This window comes from Kutzneria kofuensis (genome assembly GCF_014203355.1).
GTDB lineage: Bacteria > Actinomycetota > Actinomycetes > Mycobacteriales > Pseudonocardiaceae > Kutzneria > Kutzneria kofuensis.
The window spans coordinates 2,462,825-2,489,029 of record NZ_JACHIR010000001.1; the positions used below are offsets into that span (position 1 = coordinate 2,462,825).

The following is a 26,205-nucleotide window of genomic DNA, read 5'->3' on the forward strand; positions in this document are numbered from 1 at the left end:
ATCCGCCACGCGGAGGGCGCTCCTGCATTGGCGCTTCGAACCGACCGCGGTCACCGACTCGCCCCAGGCCGAGCGCAGTCCAAGGTCGCCGCCACATTCCTTCGCGTCGCCGCGGGCAATGTCGGAAGCATCAGTCGCACCCGCTCCTGCCGTCGGCGGATCGCCCGACGCACCGGCAGTCCCGGGCTGGGCGTCAGCTGCGGAACGAGTTCGGGCAGGGGCCGCGGCCAGGCGCCTTCGGCTGCGGCCACAACCGCGTCCTTCTCCTCGCTCATGCCGATCGGGCCGTGGCGGTGGCCGCCGAGGAACTGGGCGACGACGGGTTCCTCACTGGTCAACAGGATCTCGCGGGGCCCGAAGCCGACCAGTCGCCGGCGGTAGAGCATGCCGAGGTTGTCGGGCACGGTCCGGGCCACGCTGATGTTGTGCGTGACGATGAGGATGGTGGCGTCGATCTGGGCGTTGAGGTCCACGAGCAGCTGACTGAGGTAGGCGGTGCGGACCGGGTCGAGCCCGGAGTCGGGTTCGTCGCACAGGATGATCTCCGGGTCGAGCACGAGGGCGCGGGCCAGGCCGGCGCGTTTGCGCATGCCGCCGGAGATCTCGGCCGGCAGCTTGTGTCCGGCGCCGGCCAGGCCGACGAGCTCCATCTTGTCGGCGACGACGCGGCGGATCTCGGCCTCGGTCTTGCGGGTGTGCTCCCGCAGCGGGAACGCGACGTTGTCGTACACAGTCATCGAGCCGAACAGCGCGCCGTCCTGGAACAGCACGCCGAACAGCTTGCGCAGCTCGTAGCGCTCGGCTTCGGTGCAGCGGCACACGTCGACGCCGTCGACCATGATCCGGCCGTGCTCCGGTCGCAGCAGGCCGACGAGACACTTGAGGAACACGGACTTCCCGGTGCCGGACGGTCCAAGCAGGACACTGAGTTCGCCGGCCGGCAGCGTCAGCGACACGTCCTGCCAGATGTTCTGCCGGCCGAAGGACTTCGCCAGGCCATGCACGTCGATCTGCACGCCCATCAGTGCTCCTCGCAGGTCGCGGTGCCGCCGCACAGGAAGGTCAGCACCGTGCGCAACGTGTTGCCGGGGCCCGAGACGAGGCCGGTGAACAGCGGATCGAGGTTCTCGGTGACGCCGCAGTGGTGAAACGGCGGGATGGTGAACGTGCCGGAGATCGTGCCGGTGGACAGCGGGCTCACGAACGGGCCGCTCTGCACGATCGCCACCTCGTCGGTGCGACAGCTCGGGCCCACGTTCAACGGCACGCCGTGCACCTTCGCGTTGGTCAAGGCGAACGCCAGGCGTGTGGTCGCGGTCAGGGTTCCGTTCTGCAGCACGGACTGCACCGGGGCGGTCGAGGCCACGGTGATCGTCGCCGTGGCCGGCATGAAGCCGAAGGTGACGAAGTAGCTGTCCGCCGGCGGCAACGCCAGCGCGCCCGTGATCTCCACTCGCAGCGGATTGCTGCCCGGCACGATCACGAACTGCCCGTCCAGCCGTCCCGGGCCGACCACCAGGTCGGAGCCCAGCCTGGCGACCCGGGTGGTCGTGTCCACGCGGTAGTGCACCGGCGTCGGCGGATTGTCGTCGGCCGGCGCGGGCACCGGGTTCGGCACCGCGTTCGCCGAGGTGCCCACGCCGATCGCGCAGCCGATCAGGACGACGAGTGCCCACCACCGCTTGGCCATGAATTCCCCATCGACGAGAATTGCCTGGCGCCGGACGTTACTCACGGGTACCCACTGCGGCAAGGAAATCCCGACTGGGCACCGGAAGTTGTCAAGGCCGCACAAGTTCCACGACGTGGCAATTGCGCTCGACCGACAAAGCCGTCAGCAGCCCTCGGCCTTGTCGAACGCCCGATCGAGGTCGGAGTTCTGGCGAAGGGTGGCCTTCGGGTCGCCGGCGTCGGCCAGGCCGCCCATGCCGGCGTTCACGTCGGCGACGGCCTGCTGCAGGGCGGCATCGTCGCCGGGTGGGACCTCAGCGAGGCGAGAGCCGGCCTGGTGCAAGGACTTCTGGGCGGCGTCGATGGTGCCGAGCGCCTTGTCGACGGCCGGCTGGCCGTCGGGGACCGGTGGCGGGCCGGCGGCGCGGATGGCGGTGGCTTCCCTGGTGAGGGCGGCGGAGAGGGTGTCGAGGAACGCTCGGAGGTCGGGAGCGGTTTGCCGGGGCGCCAGGGTGATCTGCGGAGTGGCACCGCAAACCTTTGCGGCCCAGGCGATCGCGGGGGCGTCGGGGTCGGGGGCCGGAGGTGGCGCGGCGCAGGCGGCGATCAGCAGCAGGCTCAGCAGCGGAGCGAGGCGAATCATGCGGGCAGGGTCGACCCGCTGCGCGACACCCGACAAGGCACTCCACAGAAGTTGTCATCCGCGCACAGTCGGCGGACGGGAAACCTAGCCGATCGACGTGAGAACGCCGTTGCGGGAGCCGACGATCAGGGCTCCGTCGGTGGACAAGGCCGGATAGGAGTCGACGGGCCCGCCGACGTTCACGTCGAACAGCACACCGCCGTCCGGGGCCAGGCCGTAGACATCTCCGGCCTGATTGGCGTAGTAGAGCCGATAGTTCCGGTCGAGGACGGTGGAGCTCCAGATCTCCTGGCCGTTCACCCGGTACGACTTGACGACGCTGCCGGTCCGAACGTCGAAGGCGGTGACGGTGCCGCCGTGGTCACCGACGTAGGCCAGGCCGCTGGCGGTGACGGACGGGGACGAGTAGGTGATGTACCGGGGAGCGGTCCAGGCCTGGGAGCCGTCGGGATGGTAAGCCCACTCGTGGGAACCGTTGGTGCCCAGCAGGACCGTGCCGTCGGGCGCCAGGCCGGCGGAGACCTCGGTGATGTCGTCGTGCGGATCGCGCTGCCACACCACCGCGCCGCCGGCGTCGACGGCGGTGACGCCGGCGTCCGCGGTCGTGTAGATCCGAGCACCGTCGGTGACGACGGAACCGTATGACACCCGGCCGACGGAGACGGTCCACAGCAGACTCCGGGTGCCGGCGTCGACGGCGCTGACGTGTCCGGCGAGGTCGCCGACGTAGATCCGCCGGCCGTCGACGGAGGTCGGCGAGGTCGGCGTTCCGGGCAGCGCGACCGACCACAGCAACGTCCCGGACGGGGACAACACCAACAGCCTCGGCCCCGGGACCGGCCACACGATGTCGCCATCGGGCAGGATCAGCGGTGATACCGAGAGGTCGCCACCGCCGGTGTACTGAGAGTCGTACGTCCAGCGATCCTGGCCCGACACGGGGTCGATGGCGTGCAGGACACCGGCGGTGGACGAGGCGTAGATCGTGCCGTCGGACCCGATCACCGGGCCCGGGGTCACGGCGCCCTCCAGATTCCGCTGCCACCTGACGGTGCCCTTGACCGGGCCGTCCGATGTGGACGATCCGCTGTGTCGGGCGTCGTGCAGCGCGGCCGGCCATGGTGCCCAGGTGGCGGCGCCGGGCGACTGCGCCGGCAGGGCGGTCGCCATCGGTGCGGCACACCCGCCGACGAGCAGCAAGGCCATGGCCAGCAGCGACTTCCGCACGAATCCACCGTAGCCGCGAACGGACCCGGTGACCCTTACGGAAGTCTGAACTACGAGAAGTGGGTCTGGGGGCGCTCCAGTTCGATGCCGTCGAGGAAGATGTCGACCTTCTCGTTGTAGAACGCGACGAGGCCGGCGATGGGGAGGAGCTGACGGGTCGGGAAGTCGTAGCACCAGGCCAGGTCGGGGTGCACGGTGTCGCCGGAACGGACCGACCAGTAACCGGTGGTCCGGCCCTTGTACGGGCAGGCGGTCTCCGTCGACGACGGCACGAGGTGCGAGAAGTCGACCTCGGTGCGGTTGAGGTAGTAGCGGGTCGGGAGGCCGGTCTCGAACACGAGGACCGGCGACGACGACTCGGCCAGCACTCGACCGCCCAGCTCGACGCGGACGGTCCGGGTCGAGCGGACCGCGTCCACCCGCGTGTACGGGTTGCGCGGGTGGACGAAGATCTCCTCGTCCTCCTCGAACCAGGAATCCAAGGCGTCCCAGTCGAACTTGACCAGGCCGTCCTCGAAAACCCGGACGGTGCCGGGTTTGCTGACCTCGCCCACGCGCAGGCCATGGCGGCGGGCGGTGCCGTGGCGGAGGTGCTGCACATGGTCCTCGTCGACCAGCACGTCGGGATCGACGTCGGCGACGGGGATGTAGTACTGCGGATAGAACGGCCATTCCCAGACGTAGCGGGCGTTTGTGGTGTCGAAGACCGTCCGGCCGCCCAGTTGGGCCCGCACGCGCCGCGGCGCCGGCTCGCTGTGGCCGGCCGGCACGGGCGCCGAGGGGTAGTCGCGCGTCACCCCGCCGAGCCTAGGTTCTTGTCACGATGTGAGCAATTCCCGGCGAGGCGAATATGTCAGCGAACCGCAACTTTCACCCGTCTTCTTGCCCGCCGGGAAGGCCCTCATTAGCTTCGGGTCACACGCCGGTAAACGCGGTGAATCCTCGCGGCTGACACACGAAAGAAGGACGGCTGTGAATCATCGAACATTAGGGGTGGCCACGGCGGCCGCGCTCGTGCTGACGGGTCTGGCCGTCGGCGCGGGCGTGTCGGCGGCCGCATCCACCCCGGTGGACAAGACGCTGACGTTCACCTGCCCCTTCCCGCTGATCGGCAACCAGACGCTCGCGGTCCGGATCCGGGCGACGATGTCCACTCCGGACACTGTCGGCGGCGACCTCGTGACGACCGATTTCTCGGCCACCGCAACGGTTCCGCCCACCGCCACGCAGGGGTTGGCGCTGGTCGGGGCCAAGACGATCGAGGGCACCGCGCAGGCCGGCGTGACGCTGAACGAGGCCGGCACCCCGTTGGACATCACGATTCCGGGCCTGGTCATCCCGTCCACGCCGGTGCCGGACTCGGGCGCGTTCGACACGGTGGCGTCCGGCCCGGTGCCGACGGCGACGATCACCAAGGCCGGCACCACAACCGTGACGGTCGGCGGCTTCTCCACGACGCTGACGCCGAAGAAGGCCGACGGCTCGCCGACCGGCCTCGGCACGTTCACCTCCGACTGCACGCTCAACCCCGGCCAGGACGCGCAGCTGATCAGCTTCCAGGTGCATGACGGCCCACCGCCCACGACCACGACAACTCCGCCCCCGACGACCACCACGACGACAACTCCCCCGCCGACCACGACGACAACCACGACGACAACCACCAAGCCGCCGACCACCACGACGACGGCCCCGGGCGGCATCACCTACAGCTACGCGATCAAGGGCAGCTCGGAGATCGAGCGCCTGCACGCCACCGTGCCGATCCGCGGCGGCATCACCGCGAACCTGGACCTGGGCACCGGCAGGTACAAGGCCGACCTCGCCCTGAACCCGACCAGCGCCCGGTTCAGCATCTTCGGCTTCCTGCCGGTCACCACCAAGCTCGCCTTCCGGCCCGAGGGCCAGACCACCGGCGCCGTCACCAACGGGGCCCTCGACGCCACCTCCAAGCTGACCGTCAAGATGCCGCAGATCAGCGTCTTCGGCCTGCCCATCAGCCGGTCCGCGGCCTGCGGCACGAGCCGGCCGTCCGTGGTGAAGATGACCTCCGGCCCCGGCTTCGACGTGCTCAAGGGCGGCACCCTGTCCGGCGGCTACGCCCTCGCCCCGCTGACCGGCTGCGGCCCGTTCACCCCCTTCATCAGCGCCCTGGCCACCGGCCCCGGCAACACGATCGACCTCACCCTGTCGGCCAGGCCCGACCACTGATCCCGATGCTGGGAATGCTCCTTTCCTCACGTTCAACGTCAGGAAAGGAGCATTCACGGCATCGGTGGTGGTCAGCCGCCCAGGAGGCTCTGCAGGTGTGCCCGGTACCCGGCGCCGAAAGCCGTCGGTGTGCCGTCGTAGTCCGCGATGAGCACGTTGCCCTGGGCACAGCCCCACGCGTTCCACGTCCACGGCAGATAGCCGATGTGTTGGGAGTCGAGCCAGGTCATCAGCGGCGTGATGTACGTGTCGGAGCACTCGTTCTCGCCGATCTCACCGGCGATGAGCGGAACCGAGGCGGCGACCGGCGCGATCTGGCTCGTCCAGCAGGCCGCGGTGGAGCAGGCGTTGAAGTTGTAGGAGTGCCAGGAGGCGACCAGGTTGTTGTCCGGGTCGACGGGTTTGTGGCTCAACCACTGGGTCATGTCGTTCGACCAGGTCAGTCCGCCCAGCATGAGCACGTTGTCGGCGCCGGTCGAGCGGACGGCGTCGACCAGGGTCTGCATCCCGGCGACCGGGTAGGACAGTCCTTGCGTGCAGGCCGAGCCACCGTCCCGCCAGCACTGCCAGCCCTGGGACGCGTTGCCGGCGGCGATGTCCGGGTACGGCTCGTTGAACAGATCGAAGATCACTGCGTCGTTGCCCTTGAAGGCGCCGGCCACGCTGGTCCAGAACGGCACGGCCTGCGCGGTGTCGGGCATCGGCTTCTGGCAGGTGGCTTGTGCGGAGGCGCACGCGGACGCGGTGCCGTTGTAGGCCCCGTCGGTCCAGTGCAGGTCCAGAATGGCCACGATTCCGTTGTTGTTGAGCAGGTTCACGTAGGACCTGACCGCCGCCTGGTACGCGGCGCCGGCCGAGGACGCGGGAACGTAGGATTCGCCGTTCCAGCACGCCTCGTTCAGCGGAACGCGGACCGCGTTGATGCCCCATTCCTTCATCGCGGTGACGGACGGCTGGTCCACGGGGCCGTTCCAGATCCCGGTGTTCTGCACGCACGCGAACTCGCCGCCGGACCGGTTCGTCCCGCGCAGCACGACCGGATGCCCGCCGGTGTCCAGGAGTTGGTTCCCGGAGACGCGCAGTCGTGGCGCCGTGGACGTGGTGGGCACAACGTTGATCAGGATCGGCGGGGAGGTCGCGGTGGCGCCGGCGCTGTCCACGGCCTGTGCGGTCAGCCGGTAGTAGCCGGCCGGCACGTTCGCCCACGTGGCCGTGTACGGCGCGGCGGTCGAGGTGCCGATCAGCACCGGTGTCCTCGATGTGCCCGGAACGATCGAGGTGGCGAAGAACTGCACCTTGGTGATCGCCGCGTTGGGCTCGCTGGCGGTCGCCGCGACGGCCACAGCGGCTCCGGGAAGGTAGTTCTGGTTGGCCGCGGGACTGGTCAGCGCGACGAACGGCTGCTGGGCGGCGCCGTTGCAAGCCAAGCCGTTCACCGTGAAGTAGGTGGGAACCCCGTTCGTGGCGCCGACGGTCGCGACGAATCCGACGGTGGCACTCGCACCCGTGGCCAGCGAGCCGTTGTAGTTCTGGTTGGCCACCTGCACGACCCGACCGTTCTGGGAGAACGTTCCGCCCCAGCCGTTGGTGATCTGCTGGTTGTCGGGGAAGGCGAACGCGAGCGTCCAACTCGAGATCGCCGGACCGTTGTTGGTGATCGTGATGCCGGCCTGGAAACCTCCGGCCCAGCTGTTGCCGACGCTGTAGGCGACGGCGCAGGTCGAGGTGGCCGCGTCGGCGACCGGCACCCCCAGGCTCGCGACGACAGCAAGGAACACGATTATGAGGCGTGACAAGGCTTTCACAGGTGATCCTCCCCCGGTCCGCTGGACCTGGGGAACCGTAGGGACGGCGGATCCGCGCGGCAACCGGCGCGGGTCGGCGATGGTGCTGGTCGCCCGGCTTCGCGCTGGCAGCAAGCACGGGGAAGTTGGCTCCACGGCGTGAAAGTTTCAGCTGCGGACGTCGCGTTCCGACACTCCGCGCCCACTGCGAGCGGCAAGCCGTTGACTGGACCGGACACCGAACCGCAGCCTTACCGGGAAAGAGGTTTTCGCCAACCCCGTGATTCCCCGCGCATCAGCACAAGGGAGTGGGACAGTGCCGTCCATAGCTCGCATCCGAAAGACCGGTCTCGTGCTGGCTACTGCCATGGCAGCACTTCTCGTCAGTCCCGGAGTCGCACCCGCCTATCCCAACCCGGGAACCGTCAGCGGCGCGACGTGGGTGCACGACCCGGCGATGATCCGGATCTCCGGTGGCGACTACGCCGTCTTCTCCACCGGCGCCGGGCTGCCGATGACCACGTCGACGGACCGCAAGACGTACTCCGCCGCGGGCGCGGCACTGCCGAACGGCGTGTCGTGGGCCTCCCGCTACACCGGGGGCAGCGCGACCGCGTTGTGGGCGCCGGACATCTCCTACCACAACGGCAAGTACCTGTTGTACTTCGCCGCGTCCAGCTTCGGCTCGAACACCTCCGCGATCGGCCTGGCCACCAGCACGTCCGGCCGGCCGGGCACGTTCGTCGACCAGGGCACGGTGTACACGTCGAGCAGCGGCAGCGACTACAACGCCATCGACCCCAGCCTGACCGTGGACGCCGCCGGCAAGTGGTGGCTGGTGTTCGGCTCGTGGTGGAGCGGGATCAAGATGATCCAGATCGATCCGAGCACCGGCAAGCAGTTGTCCTCGAACACCACCCGGTACAGCCTCGCCGGCGCGTCCGGTGGGATCGAGGGGGCGACCATCTTCCACCACGGTGACTACTACTACCTGTTCACCTCGCGTGGTTTGTGCTGCAAGGGCGTGAACAGCACCTACTGGATCGCGGCCGGCCGTTCGAGCAGCATCACCGGGCCGTACCGCGACCAGGCCGGCACCGCCTTGACCAACGGCGGCGGCACGAAGATCCTTGCCACGCATGGCAACTTCGTCGGACCGGGCGGTGAGAGCGTCTACTCGGACACCGACCACGACCTGCTCGTCTACCACTACTACGACGCGACGGCCAACGGCGCGGCCAAGCTCGGCATCAACTATCTGAACTTCAGCTCCGACGGCTGGCCGTACGTCTCCTGATCACCGAATACCTGTCCCGACTTTGTCATCACCTGACAAAGGACACCGCGGAAACTATCCGGAATGCGACAAGAACGGGCCGGCACTGCTCCCATCCGGTACACAGGCTCATCGGCTTCGACACGGAACAGTATCGTCGAATTGGCAGAAATCCCTGTCCACGACGAGGTGGCGAGCGATGACGGCTGTCCGCACCGACGCGAGCCAGCTGTGGGCCCGCCTGCCCAGCCACCTCGGCGCCCGCTTCCGCCCGTACGCCGGGAGGCTGGCGCGCGAGGTGGTCCGCGAGATCCAGCGCTCGGTCCCCGCCTATGCCCGCCCGCTGCGCGGCAAGTTCGGCCAGGTCCTCGTCGGCGGCGTGGAGCGGGCGATCGTGCACTGCTTCGAAAGCGTCGGCAATCCCCAGGTCTCGACGGCCGAGTGGACGGCGTGGTTCCGCTACGTCGGCCGGGTGGAGTTCACCGAGGGCCGCACCACCGAGTCGATGCAGACGGCGGTCCGGGTCGGCGCCCGCGTCGCCTGGCGCAACCTGTCCGCGGCCGGGCGCGAACTCGGCATCCCGCCCGATGTCCTGCTCCTCACCGCGGAAGCGATCTTCGCGTACGTGGACGAGCTGTGCCGGGTCGCGGTCGAGGGCTACGCGGAGGCGCAGCGCCAGGCCACGGCGGGCGATGAGCGCCAACGGGCGCAGCTGCTGCGACTGATCCTCGCGGACCCGCCGACGCCTACGGAATCGATTGAGGCGCAAGCGATCGCCGCCAACTGGCCGTTGCCGGGCCAAGCCGCGGTGATAGCCCTCGCCAACGACACAGTCATCCGGTCGGACCCGGACTACCTCACCGACGGCGGCTGCGTCCTCACCGCCCACCCCGAGCGAGCGATAAAGCGCCTGTCCAGACCGATGGCCGTCGGCCCGACCGTCCCGCTCGCCCAGGCACGGCAATCGCTGGCGCTGGCGCGACGGGCCGTCGCCCTCTCGAAGCGCGGCGTCATCGACGGACCTGTCGTCCGGTGTGATGACCACCTGCTCACTCTGCTGCTGCACGCCGACGAGTTCCTGCTCGACGAGCTGAACCGCCGCAGCCTCGCCCCGTTCGCCGGCCTCACGCCCAAGCAGCGCGAGCGGCTGTCGGCGACACTGCTCGCCTGGCTGGACACGCGCGGTGGCGTCAACGAGATCGCCGCCCGCCTCGACGTGCACCCGCAGACGGTCCGCTACCGCATGCACCAGATCGACCAACTCGTCGGCGACCGCATCCACGACCCGGTCCGCCGGCTGGAACTGGAGATCGCACTCCGGCATGGTTAGCTCCACCCGTGTACGACCGCGACCACGCCAGCAAAGCGCTGGGCATCGTCATCCAGCAGGACGAGCCCGGCGCCGCCACCGCGACCATGACCGTCACCGAGCAGATGCTCAACGGCCACGGCATCGCCCACGGCGGTTACGTGTTCCTGCTCGCCGACACCGCGTTCGCCTATGCGTGCAACAGCTACGGTCCGGTGACCGTCGCCCAGTCGGGTCAGGTGACCTTCCTGCGGCCGGCGGCGCTGGGCGACGAACTGGTCGCAAGGGCAACGGAACGCGGTCGTTTCGGCCGCAACGGCATCTACGACGTGACGGTCACCCGGACGGATGGCGTGGTGATAGCGGAGTTCCGGGGCCAGAGCCGTCAGACCTGAGGAGCGACGGCTTCCGTCCAGCCGCGCAACGCCTTCTCCAGCGCCACGGCGGAGTCCGCGCTGTCCATCGACGCCGCGGTGCGGACGCCGCCGGCGACCAGCCGCGTGCGCAGCTCGCGGTCCAGCATCAGCCGGACCAGCGACTCCGCCATCGCGTTCACGTCGCCGGGCTCGACCAGCAGGCCGTCCCGGTCGTGCTCGACGAAGTCGGCCAGCGCGCTGCCGCGGACGCCGACCACCGCCGAGCCGCACGCCATCGCCTGCGCAGCGCTGGTGGCGTTGCCCAGGTGGACGGCGTCGCGCTGGTAGACCTGGCGCACCAGCTCGTGGGTGGGCAGCGACCTCAGGTAGCGGATCCAACTGGGCAGTCGCTCCGGGCGGCGACCGGCGCCGAAGGCGGTGACCTCCATGGTGGGCAACAGGGCCCGGGTCCGTTCCAACGCCTCCAACGCGGTCGCCGCCCCGGCGTCCGGTCCGACCAGCACGCTCACCCGGTGCCCGCGCGGCAGCGCCGGATGTGGCGGCCGGAAGACCGCGAGGTTGAGCCCCTGGGACACGACTGTCACGGCGGAGCTGGGCACACCGAGTCCATTCAGGACGCCGGCGAGGCGCTCCGACGTGGCGATCTTGGGCACGGCCAGTCGTAGTTCAGGGTCCGCCCCCCACTGCTCACGGGACTGAACCAGCTGCCCTGCCCGGCCGTGGCGGTCGGACAACGCGGGCAGCAGCTTCGACGTGCTGGCATCGGTCGCCAGCACGACATCCCCGTCCGGTACGACGTCCGGGGACAGCCGTGCGGTCGTCACGACCCGCACCGAGGACGGTCCGCGGCCCCTGCGCGACCAGCCGGGCACCCGCAGCCCGAGCCGCTCGCGCAGCCGGACCACGTTGATCTCGTGGCCACGGGCCGCCAACTCGTCGGCATATCCCTGGATCACCTGCGCACCGACAACCGGTGTCGGACACACGAAGGTGACGCGCATACCGGCACTCCACTCCACTAGAGACGTCAGATGCCCCGCACATCGAGCCCGGGGCCCCGACGTTACGACCCCGTGGGGCCGCACCCGGTTCAACTGCGCCGCCCCCGCCCGGGTTATGCGGCCGTTCAGCCCAATCCGCCACCACACCGCCGGATCTGTTGTCACCACCGGTAATCGGCACGAGGGTCGCTACGGCAAACGCAGCAACGCCGCTGAGCCGAGCGGCGCAGCCCTTCCCTCGAGCAGGTGATCACCGGGGATTTGTTGCCAGCAAAGCGAAACAGCCGCTGTAACGAGGCAGGCGCGAAACCCGAGAAGGATCGTGGACGTCCACCTCGTTCTCTGACCCATCACAGTTGACGTAGCGCCCCGTGGCGCGAGGTAGTCGCAGTCGGTCCTGCACAAGGGAATGTGTATGAGAGGGCAACCGAGGGGGACCCCCAGGATGGCACTGCTGCCACACGAGCACTCGCACATGCTGACCGTCACGTCCACCCGCTGGCACGGCCGGCACCGGCATCACCGGTCGCCGCTGACCGTCTGGGAGAGCCGGTACCGCACCGCGGTGATCATGTCCGACGTGCTGGCCACCGCGATCGCCACCCTGCTCGCGACCGTCCTGATCGGACGCGAGCTGCCGGACTACCTCGGCCAGCTGCCCCGGCTGGTCAGCGTCGCCGCGCTACTCATAGTGGTTGCCGCGCTGCCCGCGAACCGCGCCTGGGACCCGAAGGTCCTGGGGCAGGGCGCCGAGGAGTTCCGAAGACTCGGCAAGGCGCTCATCGCCACCGCCGTGACACTGTCGGTGGCCGGGGTCGCCTTCGAGCTGACCCACCTGCGGCTGTGGGTGTTCTTCGTGGTTCCGGCGGTCGGGGCGGTGGCGTTCCCCGGCCGCTATCTGCTGCGCCGGCTGCTGCACAGCAGGCGGGGCAAGGGTGAGTGCCTGCTGCCGGTGATGGCGGCGGGCAGTGCGGAGTGGGCGGCGGACCTGATCGCCCGCACCCGCAAGGAGCCCCACAACGGCTGGCGCGTCGAGGCCGTGTGCACGCCGGACGGCTTCGGCCAGGACGGCACGCAGGAGGTCGCCGGCGTGCCGGTGGTCGGCGCGCTCGGGGATCTGACCGAACGGGCACAACCCGGCGGCTATCGGGTCGTCGCCGTCGCCGCGGATCCATATTGGACGCCGCGACAGCTGCAGCGGCTGGCGTGGGAGCTGGAGGACACCGAGTCCGAACTGGTCGTCGCGCCGGTGCTGATGGAGCTGGCCGGGCCGCGGCTGCACGTGTCCGGCGTGGTCGGCATGCCGCTGCTGCGGGTGCAGGCGCCGACGTTCGGCCGGGCCAAGCGAGTGATCAAGAACATCGTGGACCGGGTCGGCGCGCTGCTGCTGCTCACGCTGCTGGCGCCGGTGCTGCTGGCCATCGCGGTGATCGTCAAGACCGACGACGGCGGGCCGGTGCTGTTCCGGCAGAAGCGGGTCGGCCAGGGCGGCAAGCCGTTCACCATGTGGAAGTTCCGCACCATGGTGGTCAACGCCGACGCCCTGCTCGACGAGCTGCGCGCCAGCAACCAGGGCGCGGGGCCGCTGTTCAAGATGCGCCAGGACCCACGGGTGACCGGGCCGGGCCGGCTGCTGCGCCGGTACTCGCTGGACGAGCTGCCGCAGCTGGTCAACGTGCTGACCGGCGCGATGTCGCTGGTGGGGCCGCGGCCGCCGCTGCCGCACGAGGTCGAGCAGTACGGCGCCGACGCGGGCCGGCGGCTGCTGGTCAAGCCGGGGCTGACCGGGCTGTGGCAGATCAGCGGGCGCAGCGACCTGCCGTGGGAGGAAGCGCTGCGGCTGGACCTGCGGTACGTGGAGGACTGGTCGCTGGCGCTGGACGCGATCATCCTGTGGAAGACCGTGCGGGCGGTCTTCAGCGGCCAGGGCGCGTACTGAGATGCCCGGGAGCTGGCACGGCGTTCGGGCACTCGTGACCGGCGCGACCGGCTTCATCGGCGCGCACCTGGTGCGGCGGCTGACCGGGCTCGGCGCCGTCGTGCACGCGGTGAGCCGGCAGGTGCGGGACCACGTCGACGGCGGGGAGACCTGGCACGTCGCCGATCTCTGCGATGCCGACCGGGTCGGCGCGGTGCTGCGCGCCGCGGAACCGGATGTGGTGTTCCACTTGGCCAGTGAGGTCACCGGCGCGCGGGAGGTCCGGCTGGTCCGGCCCACGCTGGAGAGCAATCTGGACAGCGCGGTCAACCTGCTGACCGCCGTCGCCGACGCGGCGCCGGCCGGCCGGCTGGTGCTGGCCGGCTCGGTGGAGGAGCCGCGTCCCGAGGACGGCGCGGCCGCGGCGTGTTCGCCGTACGCGGTGGCGAAGTGGGCGGTGTCGGGCTACGCGCGGATGTTCCACGAGCTGTGGGACGTGCCGGTGACGACGCTGCGCATCAGCATGGTGTACGGGCCGGGGCAGCGGGATCTGCGCAAGCTGATCCCGTACGCCACAACGACATTGCTGCGCGGGGAGGTGCCGGAGCTGACCAGCGGCACCCGGTTGGTGGATTGGATCTACGTCGACGACGTGGTCGACGCGTTCCTGGCGGCGGCGAGCTCGGCGCGGGCGCCGGGCCAGGTGTTCGACATCGGCTCGGGCACCCAGCTGTCGATCAGGGACACCGTCGAACTGCTCGCCAAGATCATCGGCGCGCACCAGCAGCCGCGCTTCGGCGCGATCGCCGACCGGCCGCTGGACCGCGCGCAGGTGGCCGACATCGGGCCGGCGGGCGACCTTCTCGACTGGCGCCCCCGGGTGGGGCTCGAGACCGGACTGCGCCGAACAGCCGACTGGTATTCCGCCACCCTGTAACGGATTCGGCCGGAACGTCCGATATCACGAGCGATCAGTCGGCGAGTCGTGGAGGTGGGGGCGGTCATGTCCCAGTCGGTCGTCAACCTCACGGTGCACGGCATCGGACCGACGAGCAGGCCGCTGGAGCCGGACGAGGACAAGACCTGGGTCACCGTCGACCAGTTCGAACGGGTGCTGGACGCGGCGGTGGGCCGGCCGGACGTGCGGATCACCTTCGACGACGGCAACGCCTCCGACGTCGAGATCGCGTTGCCCCGGCTGGTGGAACGCGGCCTCAAGGCGGACTTCTTCGTGCTGGCCGGGCTGTTGGGCAAGCCCGGCCGGCTCGACCGGTCCGGCGTGCACGAGCTGATGCGGGCCGGCATGCGGATCGGCTCGCACGGTTGGGCCCACCGGGACTGGCGGCGGCTGACCGACGAGCAGGCGCGCGAGGAGATCGTGCACGCCGGCACGGTGCTGGCCGACCTGACCGGCAATCCGGTCACCGAGGTCGCCATCCCCTTCGGCTCCTACGACCGGCACGTGCTGCGCCGGCTGCGGCACGCCGGCGTGAAACGGGTCTACACCAGCGATGGCGGCCGGGCGGCCGCCGGCTCCTGGCTGCAGGCCCGCAACAGCCTGCACCACGACATCGGCCCCGGCTGGGCCCACGAGGTGCTCACCGGGAAGCCGTCGCTGCCCTTGCGTGCCCGCCGGACGGCGGCCCGCGCGGTGAAGCGGTTGCGCGGCTGACGTTGCCGCGCAACGCCTTCGGTAACACGGGTTGAGCGGCGCACGATGACGTGCACATGAAGGCACGGACCGCGATCGTGGTCGTCACCTACAACAGCGCGCCCGTGCTGGGCGACTGCCTGCGCTCGCTGGCGCGCGGCGCCGAGGGCGTCGAGCTGACCGACGTCGTCGTCGTCGACAACGCGTCCCGCGACGGCACGCTGGAGCTGGCCGCGTCGTTCACCGATCTTCCGATGAGGACGGTCCAATTGGGCCGGAACGCCGGATATGCCGCCGGCATCAATGCCGGCGTCAACGAGCTGGACCTGGCCACGCTGGACTCCGTGCTGGTGATCAACCCGGACTGCCGGCTCTCCCCCGGTGGGCTGGCGCCGCTGCAGAAGGTACTCACAGTGCCTGGGCGCGGCATCGCGGTGCCGCGGTTGGTCAATCCGGATGGTTCGCTGCAGCCGTCGCTGCGTCGAACGCCCACTGTGCGTAGAGCGTTGGCGGAGGCCGTGATCGGCGGCACCCGCGCCGGACGCATCGGCAAACTCGGTGAACTGGTCACGGATCCGCGCGAGTACGAACGGCCGGCCCCGGCGGCCTGGGCCACCGGGGCGGCGATGCTCATCTCCGTGAACGCCTTGCTGCAGACCGGCCCCTGGGACGAGTCGTTCCTCCTCTACAGCGAGGAGACCGAATTCGCGCTGCGCGCGGCCGACCGCGGCTGGTCGCTGTGGTACGAGCCGAGCGCGGTGGTCGAGCACATCGGCGGCGAGGCCGACACCAATCCCATGCTTGCGGCCCTGTTGACGGTGAACCGCGTTCGACTGTTCCGCCGCCGCCGCGGCTTCGTGCCGGCGCTGGCGTACTACTTCGCTGTAGTACTGGGGGAATCGGCGCGGGCGCTCGCCGGCCGGCAGACCTCCCGCGCCTCGGTCGCCGCGTTGCTACGGCCGTCCCGCCGCATCCAGACCCTGGCCAGCTGATGCGCTGGCTGGCGTTCGACGGGCTGGGGCAGCGCGAACTCGATGCCTGGCACCGGTTGCGGACAAGCAACCCAGCGCTGGACAGTCCCTATTTCCACCCGGGTTTCGCCGCCGCCGTGCACGCGAGCGGCCGGGCTGTGCACGTTGCCGTGGACGAGGACGACGCCGGTGAGATCCGTGCGTTGCTGCCCGGTCACCGTGAGGGATCGACACTGCGGCCGGTCGGGTGGCCCGGCGCCGACTTCCAGGGCCCGATCGTGCAACCCGGCGAGTCCTTCTCGCCGTTGGCATTGCTCTCCGCAGGCGTGCGGTCGTTCGAATTCGATCATCTGGTGGACGGTGTCGCGGCGTTCGAGCCGTGGATCCGGTCCCGGCGGGTGTCGCCGTACCTGGACGTGAGCGGCGGACTGGACGGCTACCTCGGCCGGGCCTCGAAGTCGGGGCGCGACAACATCTCCCAGGCCCGACGGCGGACCGCGAAGGCGGAACGTGAGCTGGGGCCGGTGAAGTTCCAGATGGACGTCGTCGACGAGGAGCTGTTGCGCCAACTGGTCGAACTCAAACGCGACCAGTACCGGGCAACCGGTGCAAGGGACTTCTTCGCGGAGGCCGATCGGCTCAACCTCTTGCATCGCTTGCTGCGCACGCGCGGCCGCGACTTCGGCGGCATCATGTCCACACTGCACGCCGGCGAGAACTTGATCGCCGCTCACTTCGGCATCCGCGCGGATTCCGTGCTGCACTGGTGGTTTCCGGTGTACGCGCCCGAGCACTCGAAGCTCGCGCCGGGCTGGATGTTGCTCCGTGAACTGATCGTCGCGGCGCCCGCGCTGGGCATCGACCGGATCGACCTCGGCCGCGGCGACGACGAGTACAAGCGCCGCGCCAAGACCGGTGAATCCACGGTGTGTCAAGGAATCGTCACCCGTAGTTCCAGCCGGCTGGCCCTGCGCAAGCTGGGCGACACCGTGGTGGCGCGGGCCAAATCCTCCGCGCTGGCACCAGGTCTACGCCGAGTGGTTCGAGGGTTGCGGAACCTCAGGAGGTAACGAGGTCGATGCCTCGCCCGATCAAAGGGCTGCGCGCACGTCGAGCGCGATGGAGGCATCGCAGATGAAGATCAGCGTGTTCGGGCTCGGGTACGTGGGTTGCGTCTCGGCGGCATGTCTTGCCGCACAGGGGCACCGCGTGGTGGGCGTGGACGTGAACCGGGTCAAGGTGGACCTGATCGCCGCGGGCAAGGCCCCGGTGGTGGAGGAGCGCATCGGTGAGCTCACGGCGGAAGTCGTGGCCAGCGGGGCGTTGCGGGCCACCACGGACGTGGCCGAGGCGATCGCGGACAGCGACGTCTCCCTTGTCTGTGTGGGCACGCCCTCGGCGGCGAACGGCAGCCTGTCCACCACCTACCTGGAGCGGGTGTCGGAGGAGATCGGCGCGGCGCTGGCCGCGAAGACCGGCCGGCACACCGTGGTGTTCCGCAGCACCATGCTGCCGGGCACCTGCCTGGACCTGTTGCTGCCCATCCTGGAGAAGTCCTCCGGGCTGACCGCGGGCGTGGACTTCGGCGTCGCGGTGAACCCCGAGTTCCTCCGCGAGGGCACCAGCGTCCGCGACTTCTTCGACCCGCCCAAGACGGTGATCGGCGAGTTCGACGCCGCCAGCGGCGACGTGGTGGCCGCGCTGTACGAGGGCCTGCCCGGCGAGGTGTTCCGGGTGCCGGTGCCGGTGGCCGAGATGACCAAGTACGCGGACAACGCCTTCCACGGCCTCAAGATCGCCTTCGCCAACGAGCTGGGCTCGGTGGCCCGGGCGCTGAACGTGGACTCGCACCGGGTGATGGACGTGTTCCTCGCCGACCGTAAGCTCAACGTCAGCCCCGCGTACCTGCGGCCCGGTTTCGCCTTCGGCGGCTCGTGCCTACCCAAGGACCTGCGCGGCCTGGTGTACGCCGCACGCCGCGCCGACGTGTCGGTGCCGCTGCTGTCGCACGTGCTGCCGTCCAACGAGGAACACCTCAAGCGCGCCTTCGAGTTCATCGCCGCGACCGGGCGAAGACGAATCGGCCTGTTCGGCCTGTCGTTCAAGCCCGGCACCGACGACCTGCGCGAGAGCCCCCTGGTGGAGCTGGCCGAACGGCTCCTGGGCAAGGGTTACGACCTGCGCATCTACGACGCGAACGTGACGCTGTCCCGGCTCATGGGGGCCAACCGCGAGTACATCGAGGGCCGGCTGCCGCACCTGGGCGAGCTGCTGTCCAACTCAGTCTCCGATGTCATGGCGCACGCCGAAGTCTGTGTCATCGGATGCCGGGACGACGCCGTCCTGGCCGCGCTCGACCCGAACGGGTTCAACGCCGCGGGCGAGCGCGTCATCATCGACCTCGTCCGCCTCCCCGACGCCGAGCTGCGCCGGGAACGACCTGGATACGTGGGCCTTGGCTGGTAAAGCACTCATCCTGGTGGAGAACCTGTCCGTCCCGTTCGACCGGCGCGTGTGGCAGGAGAGCAAGGCGCTGCGCGACGCCGGCTGGGACGTGCACGTCATCTGTCCACAGGGGACGAAACAGGACCGGGAACCGTACGCCGAGATCGACGGGGTGAAGATCCACCGGTATCCGCTCAAGGCGGCGACCGGCGGCCCCAAGGGCTACCTGTTCGAGTACTCCGCCGCGGTGTGGCACACCTTCCGGCTGGCCCGCAGGATCGGGCCGGTGGACGTCGTGCACGCCTGCAACCCGCCGGACCTGCTGTTCCTGGTGACGCGCTGGCTCAAGCGCGGCGGCGCGAAGTTCGTCTTCGACCAGCACGACCTGGTGCCGGAGCTGTACCTGTCGCGGTTCAACCGCGGCGAGGACTTCCTGTACCGGGCGGTGTGCCGGCTGGAGCGGTCCACGTACCGCACCGCGGACGTGGTGATCTCCACCAACGAGAGCTACCGGCAGGTCGCGCTCAAGCGCGGCGGCATGGACCCGGACAAGGTGTTCGTGGTCCGCAGCGCGCCGGCGGTGGAACGCTTCCACGAGGTGCCGCCGGAGGAGGAGCTGAAGCGGGGCAAGCCGCACCTGTTGTGCTACTTGGGTGTGATGGGCCCGCAGGACGGCGTCGACTATGCCTTACGGTCGCTGGCTCGGATCCGGGACGAACTCGGGCGCACCGACTGGCACGCGGTGTTCGTGGGCGCCGGCGACACCTTCGACGAGATGGTCGCGCTGTCCCGCGAACTCGGACTGCAGGACTGCGTCGAGTTCACCGGCCGGGTCAGCGACGCCGACCTGCTGCGCTACCTGTCCAGCGCGGACGTGTGCCTCGCGCCGGACCCGCTCAACCCGCTCAACGACGTGTCCACCATGAACAAGATCATGGAGTACATGGCGATGGCCAAGCCGATCGTGTCCTTCGACCTGGTCGAGGCGCGGGTGTCGGCGGACGAGGCCGCGGTGTACGCCGCCGCCAACGACGAGTCCGAGTTCGCCAAGCTCGTGGTCAAGCTGCTCGACGACCCGGCCGAGCGCAAGCGCATGGGCGAGCTGGGCCGGGCCCGCGTCGCCGGGCCGCTGTCCTGGGAGAACTCCCGCAAGGCACTGCTGGCCGCCTACGCCGCCGCGCTGGCATGACCCACCCCACGGCGGCCGGGACGCCCGTCAGGGCCCCGGCCGCCGCGCGAGTCCCCTCGCTGACCGGCCTGCGCTGGGTCGCCGCCTTCCTGGTGTTCGGCTTCCACGCGCAGGCCGAGCACGTCTTCGGTGACCCGACCGCGCAGGGCGTCGTTTTCGCCGTCTTCGGGCAGGGCGCGACCGGCGTCGACTTCTTCTTCGTCCTGTCCGGATTCGTGCTCACCTGGTCGGCGCGACCAGGCACCTCCGCCCGGCAGGTGTGGCGCCGGCGAGCCGCGAAGGTGATGCCCAACCACGTCGTCACCTGGCTGGTCGCACTGGCCGGAATGCTCTACGTCAGCCCGCGCGGCGTTTCCTTGGTGTCGTCGGTGGTCGGACTTTTCCTGCTCCAGTCGTGGGTTCCGGTGCAGAGCGTGTATTTCGCGGGGAACACGCCGTCGTGGTCGCTGTCCTGCGAGGCGGCGTTCTACTTCGCGTTTCCGCTGCTGCTGTTGTGGGTGAACCGCATTCGGGACCGGCAGCTGTGGCCGGTGGCGATCGCGCTGGTCGTCGTGGTGGTGCAGATACCGGCTCTGGTGTTGCCGGCGCCGACCGGGACGGCGTACTGGGTGACCTACATCTTCCCGCTGAGTCGCATGGTCGAGTTCGCGCTGGGCATGGTGCTGGCCCGGATCGTGCGCGCCGGCCGCTGGATCGGTGTCGGGCTGGCCCCGTCGATGGCGCTGTGCGTGCTCGCCTATTGGCTTTCCGCGTACCTGCCCGGCATGTTCGGCGCCGTGGCGGCCACGGTGATCCCGATCTCGCTGCTGGTATGCTCCGCCGCGGTCGCCGACGTCAACGGCACGTGGTCGCCGTGGCGGCACCCGGTGTGCGTCCGACTCGGCGAGCTGAGCTTCGCGTTCTATCTGCTGCACCAGATTGTCCTCCGCTTCGCGGACAAGGCCTTTCACCTGTCCGCGTTGCCGACAGCCACCGCAGCGGGCTTGACTGTCGGGCTTCTGGTCGTCACCGTGGGGGCGGCCTGGCTGCTGTTCAACACGGTGGAACAACCCATGATGCGACTACTGCGGGGCCGATGATGACCAGCGTCGTCATCCCCGCCCACAACGAGGAGGCAGTGCTCGGGCGCTGCCTGAGCACGCTGCTCGCCGACGCCGACGAGGACGAGTTCGACGTCGTCGTCGTGCCGAACGCGTGCACCGACAAGACCGCCGACGTGGCGCGGGAGTACGGCGTGCGGGTGGTGGAGACCCCGTACGGCGGCAAGGCGCATGCGCTGCGCCTCGGCGACGACGTGTGCCGCGACTTCCCGCGCGTGTACCTGGACGCCGACATCGAGCTGAGCACACGGTCCGTGCGCGAGCTGGTGGCCGCGCTGGAGCGCCCCGGGATACTGGCGTGCGCGCCGGTGCCGCGGTGGGATCTGTCCGGCTCCAGCTGGATCGCGCGGCGGGTGCACCGGGTACACGATCGGCTGATTGCGCCGAGCCGGGTGCTGGCCGGCGTCGGCGTCTACGTGCTGTCCAAGGCCGGCCACGCCAAGGCGTTCCCGCTGCCGGACGTCATCTCCGACGACGGCTGGGTGCACCGGTCGTTCACGCCGCTGGAGCGCACGATCGTGCCGTCGGCCCACTCCGTGGTGCGGCCGGCGCGGACCGTGCGCGCGCACCTGCGCCGCCGGATGCGGGTCCGCCAGGGCAACCGGCAGCTGGCCGAGATGGGCCGGCCGGCGCCCGAGGGCCGGCTCAGCCTGAGCGCGCTGGGCTCGCTCATCACCCGGCGGTCGGTGTCCGTTGTGGACGCCGCCTGCTATCTCACCGTGCTCGTGGTCGACAAGATCCTCACGCGCCGACAGGCCGAGGTGGACTGGTCGACCGATGCGAGCACCCGTTGACGGGAACCACTGACTGATGCGTGTGGAAGAAGCCGGCATCGAGGGCGTGCTGCTGTTCGTGCCCACCCCGCACCGGGACGACCGGGGGCTGTTCACCCGGACCTTCGACCTGGCCATCGGGTGCAAGCACGGCGTCGGCGACTTCCTGCAGGACAGCCAGTCCCGCTCGCGCCGCGGCACCATCCGCGGCATGCACGGCCGCGGCGGCCGCGGCGAGGCCAAGCTGGTGCGGTGCGCCCGCGGCGCCGTGCACGACGTGCTCGTCGACGCCCGGCCCGGATCCCCCACGTTCGGGCGAATCGAGTCGTTCCTGCTCGACGACGAGACCTTCGCGACGCTATATGTTCCGCCGGGCCTGCTGCACGGCTTCCAGGCGCTGACCGACCAGGCCGACGTCTGCTACCGGATCGACCGCGAGCACGACCCCGCCGAGGACCTCGCCGTCCGCTACGACGACGCCGACCTGGCCATCGCCTGGCCGCAGCCGGTGACCGTGGTCAGCGCGCGGGACGCCGGCGCCGGGTCGTGGGCACAACTGCTGACCACATTGGAGAGATCACCATGAGACACGCCTTACCCATCGCCGTTGTCGGGGTGGCGGCGATGGTCCTGACAGCCTGCACCGGGTCGACACCCGTGGCCGATCCGGTGAGCACCACCCCGAGCGACACCACCGTCAGCAGCACCACGGCTGCCTCCAGCACCACCACGTCGACGTCGACCACCACGTCCTCGACGACCACCAGCTCCAAGCCCGGCGGCACCTCCCAGGGCGCTCCCCCGCCCGGCCGCTCCGGCGGCGGCCGCTGCGCGGCGTATCCGACGCCCGCCTGCACCGGCGTTCCGCCCGGCACCAAGCTCTCCGCCGTGACGCTCAACTCCGGCGACTCCTACCGCGTCAGCCAGGACGGGGCCGTGCTCGACGGCATGCACATCCCCGGCAACCTGCTCATCACCGCGCACAACGTGACCGTGCGCAACAGCCAGATCGACGGCTTCGTCACCGACGAGTACGAGAACGTCGACTACTCGTACACGATCCTGGACTCCACCGTCGGCCCCGCCTCCGGCTGCGACTCCCAGCCCGGCGTCGGCGAGGGCAGCTTCTACGCCCGCGGGGTGCTCATCCGCAACCACGGCGACGGTTTCCGCGACTCCGGCAACGACATCGAGATCCACGACTCGTACGTGCACCTGTGCTCCAACCCCGGCGACCACTCCGACGGCATCCAGAGCTACCAGGGCGGGCACAACCTCGTGCTGGACCACAACACCCTGGACCAGCGGGACGCCACGGACATCACCGCCCCGATCTTCCTCACCGACCTGACCAACACCGTGTCGGTGACCAACAACCTCGTGGCCGGCGGCACGTACTCCATCCAGGTCAAGGGCGCCGGCGGCACCGTTGTCGTGCGGGGCAACCGGATGGTGGACAAGTCCTGGGTGTACGGCCCGGTCGAGTCCGAGTGCGGCAACATCCAGTGGTCCGACAACACCCTGGTCACCATCGACTCGAACTACACGGTGACCTCGACGGTCGGCCCCCTCCCCTGCCACGGCTGACCGACTCGCGGGGGTTAACCGACCGGCTCCGCCACAACCGTCCGCCGCCGACGGCGCGTGACCAGATCCCGCAGCCATGCCCAGCGGTAGCGAACCCAGTACAGGACGCCGAACTGGTCCTCGTGCGGGGCGAGCTGCTTGGCCGTCCGCAGCAACGATCCGGAGGCGCCGACGAGCACGAACGTCAACCCGGTGACGGTGGCGAAGGCGGTCAGGTCGAAGGTGGCGGACCCGACGAGCGGGGCGACGAGGCTGGCGCAGATGGTCAGCGCCAGGTCACGGGCGCCAGGGTCCTTGCTCAGGTAGCGGGCCCGCAGCGCGGAGTAGAAGGCGCACAGGAAGATACCGGCGAAGGCGGCGACACCGACGAATCCCGTCTCCACAGTGGACAGGATGTACTGGTTGTCGAAAACCTCGTGCTTGCCGGCATACCAGGTGCCGGGGCCGTGCCCGAACAGCGGATGCAGGCTGATCTGCTTGGCGGCGACGGCGGAAGCGTAGGTGCGGTGGGAAATGCTGCTGTCGTTGCCGATGTTGGCGAACAGGTTGTACAGCGCGCCGAGCAGGCTCGGCACGGTGACCTTGATGACGCCGAGGAAAACGAGGCCGACGAGCAGCGTGTACCACCGGCGTTTCGCCGGCCAGCCGATGAAGAGCACGAGTCCGGCGCCGGCGACGCCGAGCACCGCCGAGCGGGAAATGGAGAACATCAGGCCGGCGGCGATGATGGCGCAGCAGATCCACCACCGCAGCACGGGTTCGCCGCGTCCCTTGGCCTGGAAGGCGAAATGCGCCGCCAGCGGCAGCAACATGGCGCACAGCACGCCGAACTCGATGGGGTGCCCGGTGGTTCCGGCGACCCGGGCCAGCGCCTCCCGCGTCTCGACGAAACCGTCGTCGGAGGTGAATCGCAGGCCCGGCAACACCATGTACTGGGTGAGGTCGAGCTTGAGGATGAACTGACAACAGCCGACCAATGCCACCCCGGTGCCACAAACCACGGCCGTCTTGAGCACCCGGTCCAACCGGATCAGGCCCCGCACGCCGTCGTTCATCATCAGTGCTACGGCGCAGTTGCCGGCGACCAGGACGATGGCGTGGTCGGAAAGCTTCACCTCGTCCGACGGCAACGGCCCGTAATTGGCGTAACCGTACGAAAAGAGCACGGCTATCGCGTACACGAAGATGCCGGTGCGAACCGGAGTCCGTCCCTTGGCCATGCCCAGGGTCAGCGTGAGCTGCGCGCACACCCAGCAGATTCCGGCGAACAGCGCCGCCACGTTGCCGGGCGTCAGCGACAGCGGAATTCCCTTGAACACCGCCCGCGCCGGCACGAGCATCAGCACCGCGACGAAGATGCAGATGAGCGTCGCGCCGTCGGCCATCGTCCGGGTCTTGCCCGGCAGGAAGTCGGTGGACATGTCAGGCGCCGCTCGACGCGGCAACGAGCGACTGTTCGTGCGACGAGCCGGCCCTGCGCCGCCGCGCCTGGTAGTAGCTCTCGAAGCTGTACGCGGCCACCAACGCGGCCACCACACCCATCACCACTGCCACCGCGGCGGCCCGGGTCTTGTTGCCGCGCTGGGCAACCGGAGTCGTCGGCTGCACGGCGACGTCGACCGTGATGTACGTCTGCGGCGGCGCGTTCAGCGCCTTCTGCCGGCCGGCCAGCTCCTGCTTGACCCGCTCCACGCACCGCCTGGCGATGTCCTGCGCGGCCTGAGCGTCCCGGCTGTCGCCCTCGACGAACACGAACGGCCCGGCGACGATCTGCTCCTGCTGGTTGGTGCTGCCGTTGGTCACCTTGTACGAGGGGTCACCGGTCGGTGACGCCCCGAGCGCGGCGGCCACCTCCGGCGTGTTCAGGGCCTGGATGACGATCGCCGCCGCGTTGTTCAGCCCCTGGTCGAAGTTCAGCAGCGGGTTGGTGACGGTGCCCTTGTCGGTCGGCAGCGCCGGCAGGCTGCCGCCGGCCAGCGGCTGGTCGAGCACCAGCACGGCGGTTGAGGTGTAGGTGACCGGGACGGTCAGGTAGATGCCGACCGCCGCCCCGACCGCGATGAGGAACGCCGGCACGGCAACGTACCAACGCCGGAACAGCACGAGCACCGTCTGCCAGAAGTCCATGTCCGGCTACACCGTCTCATGTGGAGCGTCGGGGCCGTCGGTCAGTGTGCCACGGACGGTCAGGACCGCCTTGTCCTTGGCCCGGGCGATCCGCACGGTCGGTGGGTCGAGCTCACCGGGAGAGCGGGTGAGCTCGGCCACGGTGTCGGGGGCGCGCAGCTTGCGGGATTCGCGCATCCGGTCACGGGCGTACGCGCCGCCGAGGCCCAGCAGCAGCACCAGCAGCAGGGCGACGCCGGTCAGCTGCAGCTTGACGGTCATCTTGGTGACCGGCGCGGTCGGGGAGATCACGTCGACCATGGACAGGTAGGTGATCGGCGGCGCGTTCAGGGCCTTCTGCCGGGCCACCAGCTCCTCGCGGAGCTTGTCCTGAGCCTTCTTCACCACCGCGCTGGCGGCCTCGGGCGTCGTGCTCTCGCCCTCCACGTACACGAACGGCCCGTTCTGGCTGCTGCTGAGCAGGTCCGGGCTGGTCGACCCGTCGTTGATCACGACGCTGGTCGCGCTGTGCGGCCCGGCGCCCAGGTCGGCCAGCTCCTGAGGGGTGTTCATGGCCTGGATCAGGATGCCGGTGGTGGTCTTGAGGCCGTCGTTGAAGTTGAGCAGCGGGTTGGTCAGGCCGCCGGGCTTGCTCGGGTCCAGCGACAGCGTGCCGCCGCCGGCCGGGGTGGCCAGCACCATGAACGCCCGCGACACGTAGTGCGTCGGCACCAGGGCGAACGTGACGGCCGCGGCCATCACGGCCAGCAGCACGACCGGGGGGCCGACGTAGCGGCGGCGTAGCAGACCCCACATGGATTTCCAGAATTCCATAGGCCCGTGCCCCTGTCCGTGAGCGCCGGGTCACGGCGACCGCCGGCATCCGAACAATCGATGACCTGCGGATTGTCGTTACAGACTAAGCCGAACGGCCTAGTCGACGTTGCTCCGAGGGCGCGGTTACGC

25 protein-coding genes are annotated in these 26,205 nt (G+C 69.7%); 15 read left to right on the top strand and 10 right to left on the bottom strand.

Annotation, left to right across the window (positions count from 1 at the left end):
- Positions 1–50: 50 nt before the first annotated feature.
- The 5 genes from BJ998_RS11325 to BJ998_RS11345 form a co-directional block, all read right to left on the bottom strand.
- Positions 51–1,022 carry an ABC transporter ATP-binding protein gene (locus BJ998_RS11325; RefSeq protein WP_184860974.1) on the bottom strand — a complete coding sequence of 324 codons (972 nt, stop codon included), beginning with the start codon at positions 1,020–1,022 and terminating at the stop codon, positions 51–53.
- The gene (locus BJ998_RS11330) at positions 1,022–1,690 is read right to left on the bottom strand and encodes a hypothetical protein (RefSeq protein ID WP_184860976.1); all 669 of its coding nucleotides are present in this window, start codon (positions 1,688–1,690) and stop codon (positions 1,022–1,024) included. The genes BJ998_RS11325 and BJ998_RS11330 overlap by 1 nt, the downstream gene beginning before the upstream one ends.
- Before the next feature lie 144 nt (positions 1,691–1,834).
- Positions 1,835–2,314 carry a hypothetical protein gene (locus BJ998_RS11335; RefSeq protein ID WP_184860978.1) on the bottom strand — a complete coding sequence of 160 codons (480 nt, stop codon included), beginning with the start codon at positions 2,312–2,314 and terminating at the stop codon, positions 1,835–1,837.
- An 84-nt stretch (positions 2,315–2,398) separates the two neighbouring features.
- Positions 2,399–3,541, bottom strand: a complete 1,143-nt coding sequence (locus BJ998_RS11340) for an outer membrane protein assembly factor BamB family protein (protein WP_184860980.1) — start codon at positions 3,539–3,541, stop codon at positions 2,399–2,401.
- A gap of 50 nt (positions 3,542–3,591) precedes the next feature.
- Positions 3,592–4,338: a DUF427 domain-containing protein gene (locus tag BJ998_RS11345; protein ID WP_184860982.1), complete on the bottom strand. Its 747-nt coding sequence runs from the start codon at positions 4,336–4,338 to the stop codon at positions 3,592–3,594.
- Between the two features lie 175 nt (positions 4,339–4,513).
- Here BJ998_RS11345 and BJ998_RS11350 point away from each other — a divergent pair, with 175 nt between their 5' ends.
- The gene (locus tag BJ998_RS11350) at positions 4,514–5,752 is read left to right on the top strand and encodes a DUF6801 domain-containing protein (RefSeq protein ID WP_312890049.1); all 1,239 of its coding nucleotides are present in this window, start codon (positions 4,514–4,516) and stop codon (positions 5,750–5,752) included.
- A gap of 71 nt (positions 5,753–5,823) precedes the next feature.
- Here BJ998_RS11350 and BJ998_RS11355 read toward each other — a convergent pair whose 3' ends face one another.
- Positions 5,824–7,530 carry a cellulase family glycosylhydrolase gene (locus tag BJ998_RS11355; RefSeq protein ID WP_184860984.1) on the bottom strand — a complete coding sequence of 569 codons (1,707 nt, stop codon included), beginning with the start codon at positions 7,528–7,530 and terminating at the stop codon, positions 5,824–5,826.
- Positions 7,531–7,903: 373 nt separating this feature from the next.
- Here BJ998_RS11355 and BJ998_RS11360 point away from each other — a divergent pair, with 373 nt between their 5' ends.
- The 3 genes from BJ998_RS11360 to paaI all read left to right on the top strand — a co-directional run bounded on the left by BJ998_RS11360 (position 7,904) and on the right by paaI (position 10,516).
- Complete coding sequence (locus BJ998_RS11360; RefSeq protein WP_184860986.1) at positions 7,904–8,833, top strand: arabinan endo-1,5-alpha-L-arabinosidase; 930 nt, start codon at positions 7,904–7,906, stop codon at positions 8,831–8,833.
- Between the two features lie 178 nt (positions 8,834–9,011).
- Positions 9,012–10,142: a PucR family transcriptional regulator gene (locus BJ998_RS11365; RefSeq protein ID WP_184860987.1), complete on the top strand. Its 1,131-nt coding sequence runs from the start codon at positions 9,012–9,014 to the stop codon at positions 10,140–10,142.
- An 8-nt stretch (positions 10,143–10,150) separates the two neighbouring features.
- A complete protein-coding gene (gene paaI, locus BJ998_RS11370) occupies positions 10,151–10,516 on the top strand; it encodes a hydroxyphenylacetyl-CoA thioesterase PaaI (protein WP_184860988.1) in 366 nt (121 codons plus the stop codon).
- Here paaI and BJ998_RS11375 read toward each other — a convergent pair.
- Positions 10,507–11,499 carry a glycosyltransferase family 4 protein gene (locus BJ998_RS11375; protein WP_184860989.1) on the bottom strand — a complete coding sequence of 331 codons (993 nt, stop codon included), beginning with the start codon at positions 11,497–11,499 and terminating at the stop codon, positions 10,507–10,509. The genes paaI and BJ998_RS11375 overlap by 10 nt on opposite strands.
- Before the next feature lie 475 nt (positions 11,500–11,974).
- Between BJ998_RS11375 and BJ998_RS11380 the strand changes: the two genes are divergently transcribed.
- The 11 genes from BJ998_RS11380 to BJ998_RS11425 all read left to right on the top strand — a co-directional run bounded on the left by BJ998_RS11380 (position 11,975) and on the right by BJ998_RS11425 (position 23,133).
- Positions 11,975–13,438: a sugar transferase gene (locus tag BJ998_RS11380; protein ID WP_376775995.1), complete on the top strand. Its 1,464-nt coding sequence runs from the start codon at positions 11,975–11,977 to the stop codon at positions 13,436–13,438.
- Position 13,439: 1 nt separating this feature from the next.
- Positions 13,440–14,354 carry an NAD-dependent epimerase/dehydratase family protein gene (locus BJ998_RS11385; RefSeq protein ID WP_184860991.1) on the top strand — a complete coding sequence of 305 codons (915 nt, stop codon included), beginning with the start codon at positions 13,440–13,442 and terminating at the stop codon, positions 14,352–14,354.
- A gap of 66 nt (positions 14,355–14,420) precedes the next feature.
- Positions 14,421–15,089 (top strand): polysaccharide deacetylase family protein, encoded by a 669-nt coding sequence (locus BJ998_RS11390; protein ID WP_184860992.1) that lies wholly within the window; start codon positions 14,421–14,423, stop codon positions 15,087–15,089.
- Positions 15,090–15,145: 56 nt separating this feature from the next.
- Positions 15,146–16,060 (top strand): glycosyltransferase family 2 protein, encoded by a 915-nt coding sequence (locus BJ998_RS11395; RefSeq protein ID WP_184860993.1) that lies wholly within the window; start codon positions 15,146–15,148, stop codon positions 16,058–16,060.
- The gene (locus BJ998_RS11400) at positions 16,060–17,109 is read left to right on the top strand and encodes a GNAT family N-acetyltransferase (RefSeq protein WP_184860994.1); all 1,050 of its coding nucleotides are present in this window, start codon (positions 16,060–16,062) and stop codon (positions 17,107–17,109) included. Before BJ998_RS11395 ends, BJ998_RS11400 begins: the two co-directional genes overlap by 1 nt.
- A 64-nt stretch (positions 17,110–17,173) precedes the next feature.
- A complete protein-coding gene (locus BJ998_RS46520) occupies positions 17,174–18,505 on the top strand; it encodes a nucleotide sugar dehydrogenase (protein WP_221337966.1) in 1,332 nt (443 codons plus the stop codon).
- Positions 18,495–19,673: a glycosyltransferase family 4 protein gene (locus tag BJ998_RS11405; RefSeq protein WP_221337967.1), complete on the top strand. Its 1,179-nt coding sequence runs from the start codon at positions 18,495–18,497 to the stop codon at positions 19,671–19,673. Before BJ998_RS46520 ends, BJ998_RS11405 begins: the two co-directional genes overlap by 11 nt.
- The gene (locus BJ998_RS11410) at positions 19,670–20,752 is read left to right on the top strand and encodes an acyltransferase family protein (RefSeq protein WP_184860998.1); all 1,083 of its coding nucleotides are present in this window, start codon (positions 19,670–19,672) and stop codon (positions 20,750–20,752) included. The genes BJ998_RS11405 and BJ998_RS11410 overlap by 4 nt, the downstream gene beginning before the upstream one ends.
- Positions 20,749–21,567 carry a glycosyltransferase family 2 protein gene (locus tag BJ998_RS11415; RefSeq protein WP_184861000.1) on the top strand — a complete coding sequence of 273 codons (819 nt, stop codon included), beginning with the start codon at positions 20,749–20,751 and terminating at the stop codon, positions 21,565–21,567. Before BJ998_RS11410 ends, BJ998_RS11415 begins: the two co-directional genes overlap by 4 nt.
- A gap of 16 nt (positions 21,568–21,583) precedes the next feature.
- The gene (locus BJ998_RS11420) at positions 21,584–22,132 is read left to right on the top strand and encodes a dTDP-4-dehydrorhamnose 3,5-epimerase family protein (protein ID WP_184861002.1); all 549 of its coding nucleotides are present in this window, start codon (positions 21,584–21,586) and stop codon (positions 22,130–22,132) included.
- Complete coding sequence (locus tag BJ998_RS11425) at positions 22,129–23,133, top strand: right-handed parallel beta-helix repeat-containing protein (protein WP_184861005.1); 1,005 nt, start codon at positions 22,129–22,131, stop codon at positions 23,131–23,133. The genes BJ998_RS11420 and BJ998_RS11425 overlap by 4 nt, the downstream gene beginning before the upstream one ends.
- Before the next feature lie 14 nt (positions 23,134–23,147).
- On the opposite strand, the gene BJ998_RS11430 is transcribed toward BJ998_RS11425, so the two are convergent.
- The 3 genes from BJ998_RS11430 to BJ998_RS11440 are packed head-to-tail and all read right to left on the bottom strand — an operon-like array spanning position 23,148 to position 26,055.
- A complete protein-coding gene (locus BJ998_RS11430; RefSeq protein WP_221337968.1) occupies positions 23,148–24,554 on the bottom strand; it encodes an O-antigen ligase family protein in 1,407 nt (468 codons plus the stop codon).
- Position 24,555: 1 nt separating this feature from the next.
- On the bottom strand, positions 24,556–25,260 hold the full coding sequence (locus tag BJ998_RS11435; RefSeq protein WP_184861006.1) for a YveK family protein: 705 nt from the start codon (positions 25,258–25,260) through the stop codon (positions 24,556–24,558).
- A gap of 6 nt (positions 25,261–25,266) precedes the next feature.
- Positions 25,267–26,055, bottom strand: coding sequence for a hypothetical protein (locus BJ998_RS11440; protein WP_184861008.1), 789 nt, complete (start codon positions 26,053–26,055; stop codon positions 25,267–25,269).
- Positions 26,056–26,205 lie beyond the last annotated feature (150 nt).

Coding starts and splice junctions, on each gene's coding strand:
- BJ998_RS11420 (WP_184861002.1), top strand. CDS start 21,584: ATGCGTGTGGAAGAAGCCGGCATCGAGGGCGTGCTGCTGTTCGTGCCC.
- BJ998_RS11415 (WP_184861000.1), top strand. CDS start 20,749: ATGATGACCAGCGTCGTCATCCCCGCCCACAACGAGGAGGCAGTGCTC.
- BJ998_RS11425 (WP_184861005.1), top strand. CDS start 22,129: ATGAGACACGCCTTACCCATCGCCGTTGTCGGGGTGGCGGCGATGGTC.
- BJ998_RS11395 (WP_184860993.1), top strand. CDS start 15,146: ATGAAGGCACGGACCGCGATCGTGGTCGTCACCTACAACAGCGCGCCC.
- BJ998_RS11435 (WP_184861006.1), bottom strand. CDS start 25,260: ATGGACTTCTGGCAGACGGTGCTCGTGCTGTTCCGGCGTTGGTACGTT.
- BJ998_RS11375 (WP_184860989.1), bottom strand. CDS start 11,499: ATGCGCGTCACCTTCGTGTGTCCGACACCGGTTGTCGGTGCGCAGGTG.
- BJ998_RS11380 (WP_376775995.1), top strand. CDS start 11,975: ATGCTGACCGTCACGTCCACCCGCTGGCACGGCCGGCACCGGCATCAC.
- BJ998_RS11330 (WP_184860976.1), bottom strand. CDS start 1,690: ATGGCCAAGCGGTGGTGGGCACTCGTCGTCCTGATCGGCTGCGCGATC.
- BJ998_RS11440 (WP_184861008.1), bottom strand. CDS start 26,055: ATGTGGGGTCTGCTACGCCGCCGCTACGTCGGCCCCCCGGTCGTGCTG.
- BJ998_RS11400 (WP_184860994.1), top strand. CDS start 16,060: ATGCGCTGGCTGGCGTTCGACGGGCTGGGGCAGCGCGAACTCGATGCC.
- BJ998_RS11360 (WP_184860986.1), top strand. CDS start 7,904: ATGGCAGCACTTCTCGTCAGTCCCGGAGTCGCACCCGCCTATCCCAAC.
- BJ998_RS11335 (WP_184860978.1), bottom strand. CDS start 2,314: ATGATTCGCCTCGCTCCGCTGCTGAGCCTGCTGCTGATCGCCGCCTGC.
- BJ998_RS11325 (WP_184860974.1), bottom strand. CDS start 1,022: ATGGGCGTGCAGATCGACGTGCATGGCCTGGCGAAGTCCTTCGGCCGG.
- BJ998_RS11365 (WP_184860987.1), top strand. CDS start 9,012: ATGACGGCTGTCCGCACCGACGCGAGCCAGCTGTGGGCCCGCCTGCCC.
- BJ998_RS11410 (WP_184860998.1), top strand. CDS start 19,670: ATGACCCACCCCACGGCGGCCGGGACGCCCGTCAGGGCCCCGGCCGCC.
- BJ998_RS46520 (WP_221337966.1), top strand. CDS start 17,174: ATGAAGATCAGCGTGTTCGGGCTCGGGTACGTGGGTTGCGTCTCGGCG.
- BJ998_RS11430 (WP_221337968.1), bottom strand. CDS start 24,554: ATGTCCACCGACTTCCTGCCGGGCAAGACCCGGACGATGGCCGACGGC.
- BJ998_RS11390 (WP_184860992.1), top strand. CDS start 14,421: ATGTCCCAGTCGGTCGTCAACCTCACGGTGCACGGCATCGGACCGACG.
- BJ998_RS11385 (WP_184860991.1), top strand. CDS start 13,440: ATGCCCGGGAGCTGGCACGGCGTTCGGGCACTCGTGACCGGCGCGACC.